Origin of the sequence: Streptomyces sp. NBC_00569, from assembly GCF_036345255.1 — a bacterium.
In the GTDB taxonomy this organism is placed as follows: domain Bacteria; phylum Actinomycetota; class Actinomycetes; order Streptomycetales; family Streptomycetaceae; genus Streptomyces.
Genome location: NZ_CP107783.1, coordinates 6,093,168 through 6,111,063 on the forward strand (window position 1 = coordinate 6,093,168; position 17,896 = coordinate 6,111,063).

Sequence of the window (17,896 nt, forward strand, 5' to 3'; positions counted from 1 at the left end):
GACTACGTACGGTCGCGTGCGACGCCGCGTACGTAACCGGTGAGCGCGAGTACGAGCGCGCACGCCGACGCGGCGGCCGGGACCGCGTAGCCCGCGGTGGGGCCGAGGCGCTCCACCGCGGAGCCACCCGCCGCCGCGCCGCAGGCGATGCCCCCGAGCAGGCCGGTCACGGCGAGGGTCATGCCCTCGTTCAACTGGCCCTCGGGGGTAAGGGCCTGGACCAGTGTCATGCCCGTGACCATCGTCGGTGCCGTCGCCATACCGGCGAAGAGGAGAGCCCCGGCGACCGCAAGGAGGGAACCGGTGAGCGCCGCGAGCAGGGGGAGGATCAGCAGGACGGTCATCGCGGCGACGCACCACGGGTGGCGGCGCGCCGCGGGACCGGCGGGCCGCACCGCACCGTAGACCAGGCCCGCCACACAGGAACCGGCCGCCTGGAGTGCGAGGACCGCGCCGGCCGCCGCCTTGTGGCCCCTCTCGTCCGCGAACGCGATCGTGACCACCTCCATCGAGCCGAACACGGCGCCGGTGGCGAGGAACGACGCCAGGAGAACGGGCATCCCGCGCGCGCGGAGGGGCGATTTCGTGGCCGTGCGCCCATGGGTGGGCGGTTCCGTGGCGCGCTGCGCGGCGAAGACCAGAACACCGGTGAACAGCAGGACCGCGCCGATCAGGGTGCCGGCCTCCGGGAAGAGCGCCCCGCACAGGAAGGCGGCGAGTACCGGGCCGAGCATGAAGCACAGCTCGTCCACCGCCTGTTCGAAGGAGTTCGCGGTGTGCAGGGTGGCCGGGTCGCCCTTGAGGAGATGGGCCCAGCGGGCGCGTGACATGCCGCCCGTGTTGGGCGTCGTGGCCGTCGCCGCGTAGGCCGCGAAGAGGGTCCAGCCGGGTGCTCCGTAGTGCACGCACAGGAGCAGGGCGAGCGATCCGCAGACCGCGACGGCCGTGGCGGGTACGGCGATCCTGGCCTGCCCGTACCGGTCCACGAGGCGTGCCGTCCACGGGGCGACGACCGCGGTCGCGGCCATCCCGGTCGCGGTGACGGCCCCGGCGAGCGCGTACGAGCCGCGCGCCCCGGCGATCATGATGACGGCGCTGACGCTGAACATGCCCATGGGGAGGCGAGCGAGGAGGTTCCCGAGCGTGAAGGCGAGCGCGCCGGGCGTGGACAGGAGGCGGACGTACGGGGAGCGGCTGGGCTGTGGCCCGTGGGCGGAGGTCAGGTCGGCGGTGGCGGGCTCGGATATCGCGTCGGGCATGTGATCAGCGTCACCGTGGGCCGGGCGCCCGGTCCAACACCTTCTCCGTACCGATTCACGCGCCGGCGTTGTAAGTTCGCCGGATGCCCGTCCAGCCGGCCACGCCCGGCCCGTCCGCCCCCGCCCACCTGGAGCCCCGGCTGCTGCGCGCGTTCCTCGCCGTCGCGGAGGAGCTGCATTTCACGCGCGCCGCCGCCCGGCTGTACGTCGCGCAGCAGGCCCTCAGCAGGGACATCCGTCGGCTCGAACGGGAGCTCGGCGCCGAGCTGTTCGCGCGGAGCACGCGGCAGGTCGCCCTGACCGCGGACGGTGCGCGGCTGCTGCCGTACGCGCGGCGGGTCCTCGACGCGCAGGACGAACTGCTCGCCGCCTTCACCCGCCGCCCGGCCGCGGGGTCGGTGCGGCCGCTGCTCGTCGACGTGAACAGCCCCGGCCTCGTCTTCGAACGCATCCTGGAGCGGGCCCGCGAGTTCGCCCCCCAGTGCGAACTGATGGCCCGCTACGAGAGCGGTCTGACCGGCGCCGCCGCCGAGATGACCGCGGGCCGCCTGGACGCGTCGTTCGGGCGGTACGCGGGGCTCGATCCGGCGGTGCGGGCGCGCCTTTCGCAGCAGCCCGTGCGGTACGAGCCGATGACGGTGGTCCTGCCGGACGGCCATCCCCTCGCCGCCCTGGAGGCCGTGCCGCTCGCGCGGCTCGCGGGCGAGACGGTGTACGCGGGCGCGGGCAATCCCCGTACACCGGAGTGGACCGACCTGGCCGGGCGGCTCTTCGAGGGGCGCGGCATAGCGGTCGCGCCGCCCGCGCCGCTCGCCGTGGGCGTCGAGGAGTTCCGGCGGATCATGGCCAAGACGGGGACCCCGGTGCTCGCCGCGGGGGACTTTCCGGCCATGCCCGGCTCCGTGGTGAGGCCCCTGACCGACCCCGTGCCCCTGTCACCGGTGTCGCTGGTGTGGCCGAAAGGGCTCGTACATCCGGGGATCGACGCGCTCCGGGCGGCGGCGGCCACGCTCGCGGAGGAGAACGACTGGCTCCGTAAGCCTCCAGGCGCCTGGATTCCGTCCATAGATGCACTCATCATGATGAGTCAGGACTGAAGGTTGGACCCGGCTGTCACTCGCGTGCGCTACATTCGTCGTCCGAGCGCATTGTGATAAGGGGGGCGCTCGGATCGGGTGGGGGCCCGGTCCGAACGACGAGTGCTCGGTACGTCGTGCGCGCGCCCAATGTTCATGTCCTTGGGGGGATGTGCGTACGGTGGAACATTGGCGAGAAAATGCCCGTTCCGGGCAAACTCACGATCCTAATGAAGTGACGGTCCAACTCGACGGTGCAGGCCGCCAGTTGGACGAGCTCATCGCTGCTCGGCGCGAAGGTGCGGCCGACAAAGAAGTCCCGGTCTTCGTGGACGACTCGGGCCGGCGAAACCGCAGGTACCGCCGCTTCGGCGCGATCGTCGGGATGATCTGCGCGGTCTACGCCGTGGTCATCGTGGCGACGCTGCTCTCCGGAAACTCGAGCGCGCCCTGGCTGCCCATCCAGGGCGAGGGCCGCGACAAGCCCGCCGGCAAGGTGGACACGTCGCCGCTGCCGGCCGACCCGGCGGCCGGGCCGTCCTCCTCGGCGGGTGTCACGGCCGATCCCAGCGCTTCCGGCACGGGAGAGGCGTCCAGCGAGCCGGGCGCCGGCTCGTCCACCGGGCCGGACAGCAGCGCGAGCGCCAAGCCTGGCGACGAACCCGGCACGTCGCCCGACCCGAAGCCGTCCTCCGGCCCCGGCAAGCCCAAGCCCGGCAAGTCGCCCGACCCGGGCCCCGGCCCCTCGGAGCAGCCCAGCTCACCCGGCCCCGGCGAGCCGTCCCCGTCGGACAGCGGACCTCCCGTCGAGCCGTCGGACTCCCCGGCCCAGGACGGCACGCAGACCGTCGCGGCGCCGCCCGTCGAGTCGCCCGTCGTATCGCCCGTCGACCCGAGCCGGAGTCCGGCCGGACCGTCAGCGGCCTCGTCCCCGGAAAGCGGCATCCTGTAAATGTCCTCCCGCCCACGCAGCAACCGCAGGGCGCCGCGTCGCCGCCTGCCGATGCGCTATCTGCTGCCGTCGCTGCTCCTTGTCGCCCTGCTCGCGATGCTCATGCTCCGCGGGTACGTGCACAGCGAGATCCTCGCCGACCACCGCATCCAGCCGCCCGCCGCCACCGATCACGTGCCCGAGAAGATCCTCGAGGGCGGTCCCGTCATCGACACCCGCGGCGGGCGCGAGACCAGCATGAGCGTGCCCGAGCACCGGCTCGTCCTCACCTTCGACGACGGCCCCGACCCGGAGTGGACCCCGAAGGTCCTCGACGTCCTGAAGGAACACCACGCGCACGCCGTCTTCTTCGTCACCGGCACCATGGCCTCCCGCTACCCGGACCTGGTCAAACGCATGGTCGACGAGGGGCACGAGGTCGGCCTGCACACCTTCAACCACCCCGACCTCTCGTACCAGTCCAAGAGCCGCATCGACTGGGAGCTCACCCAGAACCAGACGGCCCTGGCCGGTGCGGCCGGCATCCGCACCTCGCTGTTCCGCCCGCCGTACTCCTCGTTCGCCGACGCCATGGACAACAAGTCGTGGCCGGTCACCAAGTACATCGGCAGCCGCGGGTACATCACCGTCGTCAACAACACCGACAGCGAGGACTGGAAGCGCCCCGGCGTCGACGAGATCATCCGCCGCGCCACGCCCAAGGGCGGCAAGGGCGCGATCGTCCTGATGCACGACTCCGGTGGCGACCGGTCGCAGACCGTCGCCGCCCTCGACCGTTTCCTGCCGCGGCTCCAAAGCCAGGGATACGACTTCGTCAACCTCACCGAGGCGCTCGGGGCGCCCAGCGCCCACACGCCCGTGCACGGTGTCGAACTGGCCAAGGGCAAGGCGTGGATCTACGCCGTCGAGGCCTCGGACAACGTGACGGACGTGCTCGGCGTCGGACTCGCGGTCATCGGCGTCCTCGTCTTCACCCGCTTCGGTCTGATGCTCCTCCTGTCCGGGGCGCACGCCCGGCGGGTGCGGCGCCGCGGATTCTCCTGGGGGCGGCCCGTCACCGAACCGGTGTCGGTCCTGGTCCCGGCGTTCAATGAGGCCAAGTGCATCGAGAACACGGTGCGTTCGCTCATGTCGAGCGAGCACCCCATCGAGATCATCGTCATCGACGACGGCTCGACCGACGGCACGGCCCGCATCGTCGAGAATCTGCGCCTGCCGGGCGTCCGGGTGGTCCGCCAGCACAACGCGGGCAAGCCGGCGGCTCTCAACAGGGGCCTGGCCAACGCCCGGTGCGACCTGATCGTGATGATGGACGGCGACACGGTCTTCGAGCCGTCCACCGTCCGTGAGCTGGTCCAGCCCTTCGGCGACCGCCGCGTCGGCGCGGTCGCCGGCAACGCGAAGGTCGGCAACAAGGACTCCCTGATCGGGGCCTGGCAGCACATCGAGTACGTGATGGGCTTCAACCTCGACCGCCGCATGTACGACATGCTGCGCTGCATGCCCACGATCCCCGGGGCCGTGGGCGCGTTCCGCCGCAGCGCGCTCGAGCGCATCGGCGGCATGAGCGACGACACGCTCGCCGAGGACACCGACGTCACCATGGCTCTGCACCGGGACGGCTGGCGCGTCGTCTACGCCGAGAAGGCCCGGGCCTGGACCGAGGCCCCGGAGTCGGTCCAGCAGCTCTGGTCCCAGCGCTACCGGTGGTCGTACGGCACGATGCAGGCGATCTGGAAACACCGCCGCTCCGTGATCGAGTCGGGCCCCTCCGGGCGCTTCGGCCGCATCGGCCTGCCGTTCGTCGCCCTCTTCATGGTCCTCGCGCCGCTCCTGGCGCCCCTCATCGACGTCTTCCTGCTCTACGGCCTCGTGTTCGGCCCCACGGAGAAGACGATCGTCGCCTGGCTCGGCGTCCTCGCCATCCAGGCCGTCTGCGCGGCGTACGCCTTCCGGCTCGACCGCGAACGCATGACCCATCTCATCTCACTCCCGCTCCAGCAGATCCTCTACCGGCAGCTGATGTACGTCGTGCTGCTCCAGTCCTGGATCACCGCGCTCACCGGCGGCCGACTGCGCTGGCAGAAGCTGCGGCGCACCGGAGCGGTGGAGGCGCCGGGGGCGATTCCGCGTCAGCGTGCGTCGCGCGGCAACGATCGGAGGCCCGTCGCATGACGTATCCCACTCCCGCCACCGGCGGCCAGAGCGGGTTCCAGCCGACGCGGCGCCTGCCGCAGGTGCCGTTCCCGCAGGTGCCGTTCACACCGGAACCGGCGCCCGCGCCCGTTCCGCCCGCCCCGCCCGCGCAGGCGGCCGCGCCCAAGAAGCCGGGCCGCGACCGCTATCTGGATCTGCTGCGCTCCATCGCGCTCGTCCGCGTCGTCGTCTATCACCTCTTCGGGTGGGCCTGGCTGTCGGTCCTCTTCCCGTCCATGGGCGTGATGTTCGCGCTCGCCGGATCGCTGATGGCGCGCTCCCTGAGCCGGCCCGCGATCGGGGTGATCAGGGGCCGTGTCCGCCGGCTCCTGCCGCCCATGTGGGCGTTCAGCGTCTTCGTCCTCGTCCTCCTCTTCCTGGGCGGATGGAACCCCGGCAAGGACCCCGACGGTGGCGGGACCTGGGGCTGGATCAGTCTGTTCAACTACTTCGTGCCGGTCGGTGCGCCGTCGTTCCCCTGGCACCTCGGCGACAAGGCGGGCCTCCTGGAGGACACCTGGCCGTCGCAGGCCGCGGGCCCGCTCTGGTATCTGCGGGCCTACCTGTGGTTCGTCATCGCCTCCCCGCTGCTGCTCCGGGCGTTCCGCAAGGTGCCGTGGGCGACGCTGCTCGCGCCGCTCGCGCTGACGGCCGTCGTCGGTACGGGCATCGTCACCATCCCCGGCGAGACGGGGAACGCGGTCACCGACTTCGCGGTCTACGGCGGCTGCTGGGTCCTCGGCTTCGCCCACCACGAGGGCGTCCTCGCGAAGGTGCCGCGCTATCTCGCCGTGTCCTGCTCGGCGATCGTGATGGCGTTCGGACTGTGGTGGGCCTCGGGCCATCTCGGGCCGGACGGCTGGGACCTGAACGACATCCCGCTGGCGCAGGCGACCTGGTCCTTCGGATTCGTCGTCATCCTGCTCCAGTACTCGCCGTCCTGGCAGGAGCTGCCCGGCCGCCTCGCCAAGTGGGACAAGCTCATCACGCTGTCCAACAACCGCGCGGTCACGATCTATCTCTGGCACAACATGCTGATCATGGCGACGGTGCCGATCATCGACCTCGCGTACAACCTGCCGTTCATGCAGGACGCGAGATGGAGCGGTGCCCTCGACTCCACGTACATGCTCTGGATGTTCGCGCTGACCTGGCCGCTGATAGCCCTCGCGGTACTCGGCACGGGCTGGATCGAGGACCTGGCCGCCAAGCGGCGCCCGCGGCTGTGGCCGAACGGCGTCAAAAAGCGGGCACACAGTCGCTAGGCGGGGTTGTGCGGCCGGTGGGGGTGGGGGAGGTTGGGGCATGAGCGACCAGTGACCGCAGGACCACGAGGGGACCCGGACCGATGACACAGCCTCCCGGCCAGCCGCCGCAGGACGGATCCGGGCACCACCCGGCGTACGGGCCGCCGCCCACCCCGCCGCAGTCGCCGTCCGGCGGCGGTCAGGACAACCCGTACGCCGGGGCGCCGACCCCGCCGCCGACTCTGCCGCCGACACCGGCACCTCAGGGCCGGCCCGGCTACGGCGGCCAGCCCGCTTACGGGGACCAGCCTGGCCAGGGCGACCAGTCCGGATACGGGGACCAGTCCGGATACGGCGCCCAACCCCCTTACGGTCAGCCCCCGCAGGGCCAGCCGCAGGGTCAACCCCCTTACGGTCAGCCCCCGTACGGCGGGCAGCCGCCCTACGGCGGGGGTGCCTATCCGCCGCCCCCGCCCCCGCAGGGCAGCGGTGGCAAGCGCCGGACGGCCGTCATCGTCGGGTCCGCGGTCGTCGCGCTCGTCGTGATCGTCGGCGGGATCTTCCTCGCCACGAGCGGCGGTGGCGACGACGACAAGCCGAAGGCGAAGGACTCCGTGTCCGCGGAGCCCACCACGTCGGACGAGCCCTCCGACGAGCCCACGACCGAGGACCCCGCGACGGAGGACCCCGTCGAGGAGCCGAGTGATCCCTCGGGGACGGCGGAGGAGCGGCCCGCCGGGTCCACCGGCTATCAGGGCCAGTGGCAGGACGAGAAGGCCAGGACCCTCACGGTCGGCGACAAGGTCGCGACCGGCACGGCCAAGGGCAAGTACAGCGTGTCCTACATCGACGCGGGCGGTAAGGGCATCTGCACGGGCATCGGGGAGAACCGCAGCGGCGGCGCGTTCCGGATAGCCGTCAAGTGCATGGGCAAGGACACCGGCGACGAGGTCTTCGGGGCGAACCTGACGCAGGCCGACGACGTGGTCACGCTGAAGTGGGACAAGGGCGGCTCGGCAAGCCTCAAGTGGGCGGGCACCACGACCTGACCCGCGCCCACGACCTGACGCACGCCGGGGAGCGAAGCTCACCGCCGGGCCACGCGCCCGGTGAGAGCAACGTTCCCCGCCGGTCACGGTGCGGCACAGCGCGGTAATCCCGCCTCCCTACCTTCGAGGTCATCAGCCGAGAACCGTGACCCTGGAGGCGTGTGATGGCAGCCCGGAGTTGGATCCAGAGGTGGGATCCGGAGGACGAGACGTTCTGGTCGCAGGAGGGCGGCGAGAAGGTCGCGCGGCGCAATCTCGCTTTCTCCGTCCTGTCCGAGCACATCGGTTTCTCGATCTGGACCCTGTGGTCCGTGATGGTGCTCTTCATGGGGCCCGAGTACGGCATCGACCCGGCCGGCAAGTTCTTCCTGGTCTCGATGGCCACGCTGGTCGGTGCGGTCGTCCGCGTGCCCTACACGTTCGCCGTCGCCCGCTTCGGCGGCCGGAACTGGACGATCTTCGCGGCGAGCCTGCTCCTGATCCCGGCGGTCGCCGCGTTCGCCGTGATGGAGCCGGGGACCTCGTACACGACGTTCATGGTGTGCGCGCTGCTCACCGGGGTCGGCGGCGGCAACTTCGCCTCGTCGATGACCAACATCAACTCCTTCTTCCCGCTGCGCAAGAAGGGCTGGGCGCTCGGCCTGAACGCGGGCGGCGGCAACATCGGCGTCCCCGTCGTGCAGCTCGTCGGGCTCGCCGTGATCGGCGCGAGCGGCGGGCCGCGCGTACTGCTCGGGATCTACATCCCGCTCATCGCGGTGTCGGCGATCTGCGCCGCGCTGTTCATGGACAACCTCGCGACCGTGAAGAACGACACCGGCGCCGCCAAGGAGGCCGTGCGCGACCCGCACACATGGATCATGGCGTTCCTGTACGTCGGGACGTTCGGGTCGTTCATCGGCTACAGCTTCGCGTTCGGGCTCGTCCTGCAGACGCAGTTCGGCAGGACGCCGCTGCAGGCCGCGTCGATCACGTTCATCGGGCCGTTGCTCGGCTCCCTGATCCGGCCCGTCGGCGGCCGGCTCGCCGACCGGTTCGGCGGCGCCCGCATCACGCTGTGGAACTTCGTCGGGATGGCCGCCGCCACCGCCGTGGTCGTCCTCGCGTCGACGATGAAGTCGCTGCCGCTGTTCACCACGGCGTTCATCGCCCTGTTCGTGCTCACCGGCCTCGGCAACGGGTCGACGTACAAGATGATCCCCGGCATCTTCCAGGCCAAGGCCGCCGCGAGGGGGCTCGCGGGGGAGGAGGCCGCGGCGTACGGGCGGCGCCTGTCCGGGGCCTCGATGGGGCTGATCGGCGCGGTGGGCGCGCTCGGCGGCCTCGGCATCAACCTCGCCTTCCGCCAGTCCTTCCAGACCGCGGGCACCGGCACGGCCGCCTTCGTCGGGTTCCTCGTCTTCTACGCGGTGTGCTTCGCCCTCACCTGGGCCGTATACCTTCGCCGCCCGGCCGCCGGGGAGGCGCTGGTCGAGGCCGCGGAGACGGAGTCGCGGCTCAGCTACGCCGAGGTGTGACGTAACACCGCTGACATCATGGGGAACCGAGCCCGTCACGGGACGTTGACAGGCTCGGTCGACCCCGGCAGAACCACCCGAGCGGGACGAGAGCCACATGTACGACGCACAGCAGGGCCCCCCGGCGGGGCAGCACGGCCCCCTCGCGGGCTTCACCGTGGGCGTGACCGCCGCGCGCCGCGCCGACGAGCTCGGCGCGCTCCTCCAGCGGCGCGGCGCCGTGGTCCTGCACGCACCCGCGCTGCGCATCGTCCCGCTCGCCGACGACAGCGAGCTCCTCGCGGCGACCAAGGACATCGTCGATCACGCGCCCGACGTCGTCGTCGCGACCACCGCCATCGGGTTCCGCGGCTGGATCGAGGCGGCCGACGGCTGGGGCCTGGGCGAGGCGCTCGTCGCCCGGCTGACGGGCGTGCAGCTGCTCGCCCGCGGGCCCAAGGTCAAGGGCGCCGTCAGGGCCGCCGGGCTCACCGAGGAGTGGTCCCCGTCGTCCGAGTCGATGGCGGAGGTCCTCGAACGGCTTCTCGACGAGGGCGTCGACGGCCGCCGGGTCGCCGTCCAGCTGCACGGCGAGCCGCTGCCCGGCTTCGTCGAGGCGCTGCGCGAGGCGGGCGCCGACGTCGTGGGGGTACCGGTGTACCGGTGGATGCCGCCGGAGGACATCGGGCCCCTCGACCGGCTGCTCGACGCGACGCTCACCCGGGGCGTCGACGCGCTCACGTTCACCAGCGCACCCGCCGCCGTGTCCCTGCTCTCCCGGGCCGAACTGAGGGGTCAGCTGCCGGAGTTGCTCGACGCGCTGCGCCACGACGTCCTGCCCGCCTGCGTCGGTCCCGTGACCGCGCTGCCCCTCCAGGGCCACGGCGTGGACACCGTGCAGCCCGAACGCTTCCGCCTCGGCCCGCTCGTCCAGCTCCTGTGTGCCGAACTCCCGGGCAGGGCCCGTACGTTGCCGGTCGCGGGTCACCGCGTGGAGATCCGCGGGCAGGCCGTCGTGGTCGACGGCGACCTGCGCCCGGTGCCGCCCGCCGGGATGTCGCTCCTGCGTTCCCTGTCGCGCCGGCCCGGCTGGGTGGTGCCCCGTGCCGAACTGCTGCGCGCGCTGCCCGGCGAGGGCAGCGACGAACACGCGGTGGAGACGGCGATGGCGAGACTGCGCACGGCGCTCGGCACACCCAAGCTGATCCAGACGGTGGTCAAGCGCGGCTACCGCCTGGCCCTGGACCCGGCGGCGGACTCCAAGTACGGGACGGACTGAGCCGGTTCGGTGAGCCGGTTCGGCGTGCGGTGAACGCTGTGCTCGTCGAGGTCCGTCAGCACCCGCGGCGGCGGCGAAGCCCTTGCCGCCGTGCAGCACGACGAGGCCGTGGTGGGCCACGGTGGCGCAGATGAGCGTGAACCCTTCGTGAGGGGCCCGGTACCAGGGGTTCCGGCGGTGCGTGCGTGCGGGCACTGTAGGGGCATGGCATCGCCATCGTCCTCGTACGAGCTGCGCTTCGACTCCGGGCGCAGTTCGCTGGATCTCCTGACCACGGCGCATCCCGACGAACGGCTCGACTCGGTGGGGCGGCTGCGGGCCTGGCTGGTCGGCTCGGGGCTCGTGCCCGCGGACACGCCGCTGCGCGACGCCGACGCGGCCTGGCTCGCTGCCGTGCACGAACTGCGCGGCCACATCGGCCAGTTGGTGCGCGGCGAACTCGACGGCAGGCCCGCGTCCGCCGCCCTGGAGCGGGTCAACGCCCTCGCCCGCGCGGCGCCGCCCGCGCCCCGCGCCACCCGCCGTGCCGACGGCACGCTCGCCAGGGACCTGCACGCCGACCCCGGCTGCCGCGAGCTGCTCGCGGCCGTCGCCCGCGACGCGGTGGAGCTGCTTACGGACCCCGTCGCCCGCTCCTGTCTGCGCCGCTGCGAGGGCGACAGCTGCCCGATCATCTACCTCGACACGTCCCGGGGTCGGCGCCGCCGCTGGTGCTCCAGCGAGGTGTGCGGCAACCGCGAGCGGGTGGCGCGGCACCGCCGCAGGGCGGCACTCACCCGGGCCTGAAGATCCCCCGAAGACCTCCCGAACTCCTTTTTGACATGTCCCGGCAGATCGTTTGAACGCTTCGCGGTCCGCTTGCGTATTGGGGTGCGTCCAGCCGAGCGGCGAGACAGCCGGAACGCTCAACCAGGGGACAGCGGAGGTAGGCGTGCGCAAGGATTCCGCCGTGGCCGATGAACGCCCGCCGAGGGCACGACATCGCGCGCCGCAGCCTCCTGAGCCCGACGAGGAGCTGATGCGCGCGCTCTACCGCGAGCACGCGGGTCCACTTCTGGCCTATGTGCTCAGGCTGGTGGCGGGGGACCGGCAGCGCGCCGAGGACGTCGTGCAGGAAACGCTCATCCGTGCCTGGAAGAACGCCGGTCAGCTCAACCGAGCGACCGGTTCGGTACGCCCCTGGCTGGTGACGGTCGCCCGGCGCATCGTCATCGACGCTCACCGCAGTCGGCAGGCCCGGCCGCAGGAGGTCGATCCGTCGCCGCTGGAGGTCATTCCCGCGGAGGACGAGATCGACAAGGCGCTGTGGCTGATGACGCTTTCGGATGCGCTCGAGGACCTGACGCCTGCCCACCGCGAGGTGCTGGTGGAGACGTACTTCAAGGGGCGTACGGTCAACGAGGCGGCCGCGACACTCGGTATTCCCAGCGGAACGGTGCGCTCACGGGTGTTCTATGCGCTGCGTTCCATGAAGCTGGCGCTGGAGGAGCGGGGGGTGACGGCATGAGTGCCTCGTATGACGACTACGGACCGCATGGGTCCGGTGACGTTCACGAGACGGTCGGCGCCTACGTGCTCGGCGTCCTCGACGACGCGGAGGCGAGCGCCTTCGAGGCGCATCTGGCGGGCTGCGAGCTGTGCGCGCGCCAGCTGGAGGAGTTCGCCGGCATGGAGCCGATGCTCGCCGCGCTCGCGGACATCCCCGAACCGCAGGGCACCCCCGCCAGAGAACGCCTCGGCGCGCAGCTCGGCGCCCGCCCGAGCGACCGGCTCGCCGGCCGGCTCTTCGACGAGGTGGCGCAGAAGCGGGCACGCAAGCGCCGCCGCGGGATGTACCTGGTGGCGGCCGCCGCCGCGCTGATCGTCGGTGGCCCGCTGACCGTGCTCGCCGTGAACGACGGCGGGACGAACAACGTCGCCGGGGAGCCCCACCCCACCAGCCCGGCCCAGGACGCCTTCTTCAACCACATGCCCGACAAGATCACGGCGACCGACGCGAACACCAAGGTCACCGCCACCATCGGCATGGAGAAGAAGGCCTGGGGCACCCACACGGCCCTGGAGCTGAAGAACGTCAAGGGCCCGCTCACCTGCTCGCTGGTCGCGGTCGGCAAGAACGGCCAGCGTGAGACGGTCACCACATGGGCCGTCCCGAAGTGGGGTTACGGCATTCCCAACAGCAAGCACGAGGCGTCGAAGTACCCCCTGTACGTGCACGGGGGCGCCGCGTTCGAGCGCAACGCCATCGACCACTTCTGGGTCGAGACGCTCGACGGCAAACGTCTCGTGGAGGTCGACGCGTAGCCCCGGCAGCCGGATGCGTAGCCTCCCGGGCCTCCCTTCGCGTACCTTTGACGGCTGCCCAGCACGTCAGAAGGGGGCCCGGTGGCCGCTCAGGCTCATCAGCAGACCGCGCTCGACCAGGACCGCGATTCCGTCCGGGACCGCGAGACCGGTGTCGAACAGGAACACCTCGACCAGGTGTACCGCCGGCTCGAGGAAAAGATCCACGAGGCCGAGTTCCTGATGAACGACGCGGCCCAGCGGGGACAGGTCGGCACGCCCGGCGCCCTCGCCGAGCGCGACGCCCAGGTGTTCCGCGCGGGGATCCACCTCAACCGGCTCAACAACGAGTTCGAGGACTTCCTCTTCGGCCGGATCGACCTGCTGCTCGGCAAGGACGGCAAGAAGGGCCCCGACGGCGCGTACACGGCCGTGGAGCCCGCCGAGGGGTCCGTGCGCGAGGACGCGGACGGGAAGCGGACCGCCGACATCGCCGAGACGCTCCACATCGGCCGGATCGGCGTCCTGGACGCCGACTACTCGCCCCTGGTCATCGACTGGCGCGCGCCGGCCGCCGCGCCCTTCTACCGCTCGACCCCGGTCGATCCGGGACGGGTCGTACGCCGCCGGGTCATCCGCTCCAAGGGCCGCAAGGTGCTCGGTGTCGAGGACGACCTGATGCGCCCCGAGCTGACCGCGTACCTCGACGGCGAGCAGCTGCCCGTCATCGGCGACGGCGCCCTGATGGCCGCCCTCGGCCAGGCCCGCAGCCACACCATGCGCGACATCGTGGCGTCCATCCAGGCCGAGCAGGACCTCGTGATCCGGGCCCCCGCCGCGTCGGTGACGTACGTGGAGGGCGGCCCCGGCACCGGCAAGACGGCCGTCGCCCTGCACCGCGCCGCGTATCTGCTCTACCAGGACCGCCGCCGGTACGCGGGCGGCATCCTGATCGTCTCCCCGACCCCGCTCCTCGTCGCCTACACCGAGGGCGTCCTGCCCTCGCTCGGCGAGGAGGGCCAGGTCGCGATCCGTGCGGTCGGCTCGCTGGTCGACGGCGCGGAGGCCACGGTCTACGACTCCCCGGCGGTGGCCCGCGTCAAGGGCTCCTCGCGGATGCTGCGCGTCCTGCGCAAGGCCGCGCGCGGCGCGCTCGAACTGGGCACGCAGGAACCGCGGCAGGGCACGGGCCAGCTCGCCTTCGGCGAGGAGCCCGACGAGGACCGGGCGGCCCCCGCCGAGCAGCCCACCCGCCTGCGCGTCGTCGCCTTCGGCCGCCGCCTGGAGCTGGAGGCCGCCGACCTGGCGCGGATCCGCCAGAACGCGCTGAGCGGCACCGCCCCCGTCAACCTGCTGCGCCCGCGCGCCCGCAAGCTCCTCCTGGACGCCCTGTGGTCGCAGTCCGGCGCGGGCACCCGCCACAGCGACCCGGAACTCGCCGCGGAGCTGCGCTCCTCGTTCGACGACGACATCACCTCCGAGGACGACTTCCTGCGTTTCCTCGACGCGTGGTGGCCCGAGCTCACCCCGCGCGGCGTCCTCGCCGCGATGGGCGACGAGCGCCGCCTCGGCCGCTGGGCCCGCCGGATCCTCAACCCCGGCGAGGTCCGCAAGGTCGCCCGCTCGCTGCGCCGCGACGCCCTGTCGGTGCACGACGTGGCGCTCCTCGACGAGCTGAACGCGGTCCTCGGCACGCCCGTACGCCCGAGGAAGAAGCGCGAGTACGACCCCCTGGACCAGCTCACCGGTCTCGAGGAGCTGATGCCCTCGCGCGAGGAGACGCAGCGCGAGCGCGCCGAGCGCCTGGCCCAGGAGCGCACGGAGTACGCGCACGTCATCGTCGACGAGGCGCAGGACCTCACGCCCATGCAGTGGCGGATGGTCGGCCGCCGCGGCCGGCACGCGACCTGGACGGTGGTCGGCGACCCCGCCCAGTCGTCCTGGTCGGACCCGGACGAGGCGGCCGAGGCCCGTGACGAGGCCCTCGGCTCCCGCCCGCGCCGCCGCTTCACCCTCACCGTGAACTACCGCAACCCGGCCGAGATCGCCGACCTCGCGGCCAAGGTCCTCGCGCTCGCCATGCCCGGCTCCGAGTCCCCGTCGGCGGTCCGTTCGACGGGGGTGCGCCCCATGTTCGCGGTCGTACAGGACGGCCTCGGGCAGACCGTCCGCGAGGAGGCGGCGCGCCTGCTCGACCAGGTCGACGGCACGGTCGGCGTCGTCGTCGCGATGAACCGGAGGGACGAGGCGGCGCGCTGGCTGGCGGGGCTCGGCGACCGCGTGGTCGCGCTCGGCAGCCTGGAGGCCAAGGGCCTGGAGTACGACGCGACGGTCGTCGTGTCGCCCGCGGAGATCGCCGACGAGTCCCCGGCCGGCCTGCGAGTCCTGTACGTGGCGCTGACCCGCGCCACACAGCAGCTCACGGTCGTCTCGGGCAGCCGCGACGAACCGGACGCGGACGGGGTGCCGGACCTGCTGCGTGAATGAGTTCGAGGGATGGGAATTGCCTTACGGGGATCCTTTGTTACCTTGGACGTGGCACCGGCTCGATCCAAGCCCCCGGGCCCAACCTTCGTCGCTACGAGCGACCACTTGCCGCGAGGCGAGCATGGCGGGCCGGTGTCATCAACGTAAGTGAGAGGTCCACGTCAGCTGACGTGGACCTCTTTCTGTTTCCCGTCACTTCTCGTATGGTGGAAACAACTTTCCGAAAGTGCGCGACCGGGGTGCTGTCCGGGCGGTGAACAAAACGTTCGCAATCCGGGGCGGCTACCACGTACTCGGCGGTAGGTGCGACGATCGGACGGAAAAACAGCAGCAGCCACACGGTGAAAGCAGAGGAAGTCGGCCATGGCAACGGCGCCCAGCGTCTCCTACTCGATGACGGTCCGCCTTGAGGTGCCCGCCAGCGGAACAGCGGTATCCCAACTCACGACGGCCGTGGAGTCCCACGGAGGCTCGGTGACCGGTCTCGACGTGACGGCGTCCGGCCACGAGAAACTCCGGATCGACGTCACGATCGCCGCGAGTTCCACCGCGCACGCCGACGAGATCGTCGAGGGCCTGAACGGCATCGAGGGCGTCGTCCTCGGCAAGGTCTCCGACCGTACGTTCCTGATGCACCTCGGCGGCAAGATCGAGATGCAGTCGAAGCACCCCATCCGCAACCGTGACGACCTGTCCATGGTCTACACGCCGGGTGTGGCCCGCGTGTGCATGGCGATCGCCGAGAACCCCGAGGACGCCCGGCGTCTGACGATCAAGCGGAACACCGTTGCGGTCGTGACGGACGGCTCCGCCGTGCTCGGCCTCGGCAACATCGGCCCGATGGCCGCCATGCCGGTCATGGAGGGCAAGGCGGCCCTCTTCAAGCGCTTCGCCGACATCGATGCCTGGCCGATCTGCCTGGACACCCAGGACACCGACGCGATCGTCGAGATTGTCAAGGCCATCGCCCCCGGCTTCGCGGGCATCAACCTCGAGGACATCTCCGCCCCGCGCTGCTTCGAGATCGAGGCCCGCCTGCGTGAGGCCCTCGACATCCCGGTCTTCCACGACGACCAGCACGGCACGGCCATCGTCGTCCTCGCCGCCCTGACGAACGCCCTGCGTGTCGCGGGTAAGGCCATCGGCGACATCCGCGTCGTCATGTCCGGCGCGGGCGCGGCCGGCACGGCGATCCTCAAGCTCCTGATCGCGGCCGGCGTCAAGAACGCGGTCGTCGCCGACATCCACGGTGTCGTGCACGCGGACCGCGCGGACCTCGTCGACGCCAAGGCCGATTCGCCGCTGCGCTGGATCGCCGACAACACCAACCCCGAGGGCCTCACGGGCACGCTCAAGGAGGCCGTGCGCGGCGCCGACGTGTTCATCGGGGTCTCCGCTCCGAACGTGCTCGACGGCGACGACGTGGCGGCCATGGCCGAGGGTGCGATCGTGTTCGCGCTCGCGAACCCCGACCCCGAGGTCGACCCCGCAATCGCCCGTCAGACGGCGGCAGTTGTGGCCACGGGCCGCTCGGACTTCCCGAACCAGATCAACAACGTCCTCGTGTTCCCGGGCGTCTTCCGTGGCCTCCTCGACGCCCAGTCGCGTACGGTCAACACGGAGATGATGCTGGCCGCCGCGGCCGCCCTGGCGGACGTGGTGAGCGAGGACGAGCTCAACCCGAACTACATCATTCCGAGCGTCTTCAACGACAAGGTCGCGGGCGCCGTCGCCGGAGCGGTGCGTAACGCCGCGAAGGCCATCGGCGGCGCTGTGACGGGCGCCACGGCCTCCTGAGGCCCGGCGCGTCGCGGAATGCGGGGCCCCTGGCCGCCCTCTAGGGTGGCCGGGAAGCACGGCCCCACCCCGCCCCACAGCGGGACGGCGACGCAATCCGTGTGACCCCCAAGGGCGCCGGATTGGCTTTCCCGCCGCTGGTGGGGGCAGGATGCGTCTTCGGGCGCGAGGGTCTGAAGACGGACCCGGGTCCGGGGCCTGACCGAGGACCCTGGCAGCATCGGCTTCGCTGTGCCCAACATGCGGCTCCGCCGCGTGGCACGCCTCAACGGCAAGAAGAACACGGGAGTACAAACATGAACCGCAGTGAGCTGGTGGCCGCGCTGGCCGACCGCGCCGAGGTGACCCGCAAGGACGCCGACGCCGTGCTGGCCGCGTTCGCCGAGACGGTCGGCGAGATCGTCGCCAAGGGCGACGAGAAGGTCACCATCCCCGGCTTCCTGACCTTCGAGCGCACGCACCGTGCCGCTCGCACCGCCCGCAACCCGCAGACCGGCGAGCCGATCAACATCCCGGCCGGTTTCAGCGTGAAGGTGTCCGCGGGCTCCAAGCTCAAGGAAGCCGCCAAGGGCAAGTAAGCGCCTTTCAGGCAAGCGCGAGGGGCGGTACCCGTTCTGGGTACCGCCCCTCGTGGCGTTCCGCGTGCGCGTCTGCGGGGTGGGGGCTCGCGGGCGTCTGCGGGCGCGTCGTGGCCGGTCGCGCAGTTCCCCGCGCCCCTGAAGGCCTGCGGGCTTCGCCGCGCCTTCCCCCATCGGGGAAATGCTGCGCGTAGCGC

General features: G+C 71.7%; 14 protein-coding genes. 13 read left to right on the plus strand and 1 reads right to left on the minus strand.

All coding sequences use genetic code 11. The annotated features are described in order from the left end of the window. Positions 1-2: 2 nt before the first annotated feature. Positions 3-1,259: an MFS transporter gene (locus OHO83_RS27425; RefSeq protein ID WP_330279847.1), complete on the minus strand. Its 1,257-nt coding sequence runs from the start codon at positions 1,257-1,259 to the stop codon at positions 3-5. 83 nt (positions 1,260-1,342) lie between these two features. On the opposite strand from OHO83_RS27425, the gene OHO83_RS27430 reads away from it, so the two are divergent. From OHO83_RS27430 to OHO83_RS27490, 13 genes are all read left to right on the plus strand, one after another. Further along, entirely contained in the window at positions 1,343-2,356 is a 1,014-nt protein-coding gene (locus OHO83_RS27430; RefSeq protein ID WP_330279848.1) for a LysR family transcriptional regulator, read from the plus strand. A 214-nt stretch (positions 2,357-2,570) separates the two neighbouring features. Next, complete coding sequence (locus OHO83_RS27435; protein ID WP_330279849.1) at positions 2,571-3,287, plus strand: hypothetical protein; 717 nt, start codon at positions 2,571-2,573, stop codon at positions 3,285-3,287. Further along, on the plus strand, positions 3,288-5,462 hold the full coding sequence (locus OHO83_RS27440; protein WP_330279850.1) for a glycosyltransferase: 2,175 nt from the start codon (positions 3,288-3,290) through the stop codon (positions 5,460-5,462). It begins immediately after the preceding gene. Further along, positions 5,459-6,748, plus strand: coding sequence for an acyltransferase family protein (locus OHO83_RS27445; RefSeq protein ID WP_330279851.1), 1,290 nt, complete (start codon positions 5,459-5,461; stop codon positions 6,746-6,748). Before OHO83_RS27440 ends, OHO83_RS27445 begins: the two co-directional genes overlap by 4 nt. Before the next feature lie 83 nt (positions 6,749-6,831). Continuing rightward, positions 6,832-7,779: a hypothetical protein gene (locus tag OHO83_RS27450; protein ID WP_330279852.1), complete on the plus strand. Its 948-nt coding sequence runs from the start codon at positions 6,832-6,834 to the stop codon at positions 7,777-7,779. Between the two features lie 164 nt (positions 7,780-7,943). Continuing rightward, positions 7,944-9,296, plus strand: a complete 1,353-nt coding sequence (locus OHO83_RS27455; protein ID WP_266671074.1) for a nitrate/nitrite transporter — start codon at positions 7,944-7,946, stop codon at positions 9,294-9,296. Between the two features lie 97 nt (positions 9,297-9,393). After that, positions 9,394-10,554 carry a uroporphyrinogen-III synthase gene (locus OHO83_RS27460; RefSeq protein WP_330279853.1) on the plus strand — a complete coding sequence of 387 codons (1,161 nt, stop codon included), beginning with the start codon at positions 9,394-9,396 and terminating at the stop codon, positions 10,552-10,554. Between the two features lie 204 nt (positions 10,555-10,758). Then, the gene (locus OHO83_RS27465) at positions 10,759-11,340 is read left to right on the plus strand and encodes a CGNR zinc finger domain-containing protein (protein ID WP_266671070.1); all 582 of its coding nucleotides are present in this window, start codon (positions 10,759-10,761) and stop codon (positions 11,338-11,340) included. A 145-nt stretch (positions 11,341-11,485) separates the two neighbouring features. Next, positions 11,486-12,061 (plus strand): sigma-70 family RNA polymerase sigma factor, encoded by a 576-nt coding sequence (locus OHO83_RS27470; RefSeq protein WP_227295039.1) that lies wholly within the window; start codon positions 11,486-11,488, stop codon positions 12,059-12,061. Then, positions 12,058-12,858 carry an anti-sigma factor family protein gene (locus tag OHO83_RS27475; protein WP_330279854.1) on the plus strand — a complete coding sequence of 267 codons (801 nt, stop codon included), beginning with the start codon at positions 12,058-12,060 and terminating at the stop codon, positions 12,856-12,858. The genes OHO83_RS27470 and OHO83_RS27475 overlap by 4 nt, the downstream gene beginning before the upstream one ends. An 81-nt stretch (positions 12,859-12,939) precedes the next feature. Beyond that, on the plus strand, positions 12,940-15,324 hold the full coding sequence (locus OHO83_RS27480; protein WP_266671066.1) for a HelD family protein: 2,385 nt from the start codon (positions 12,940-12,942) through the stop codon (positions 15,322-15,324). 363 nt (positions 15,325-15,687) lie between these two features. Then, the gene (locus OHO83_RS27485) at positions 15,688-17,121 is read left to right on the plus strand and encodes an NAD-dependent malic enzyme (RefSeq protein WP_329434980.1); all 1,434 of its coding nucleotides are present in this window, start codon (positions 15,688-15,690) and stop codon (positions 17,119-17,121) included. Positions 17,122-17,417: 296 nt separating this feature from the next. Continuing rightward, on the plus strand, positions 17,418-17,699 hold the full coding sequence (locus tag OHO83_RS27490) for an HU family DNA-binding protein (RefSeq protein WP_030680681.1): 282 nt from the start codon (positions 17,418-17,420) through the stop codon (positions 17,697-17,699). Positions 17,700-17,896 lie beyond the last annotated feature (197 nt).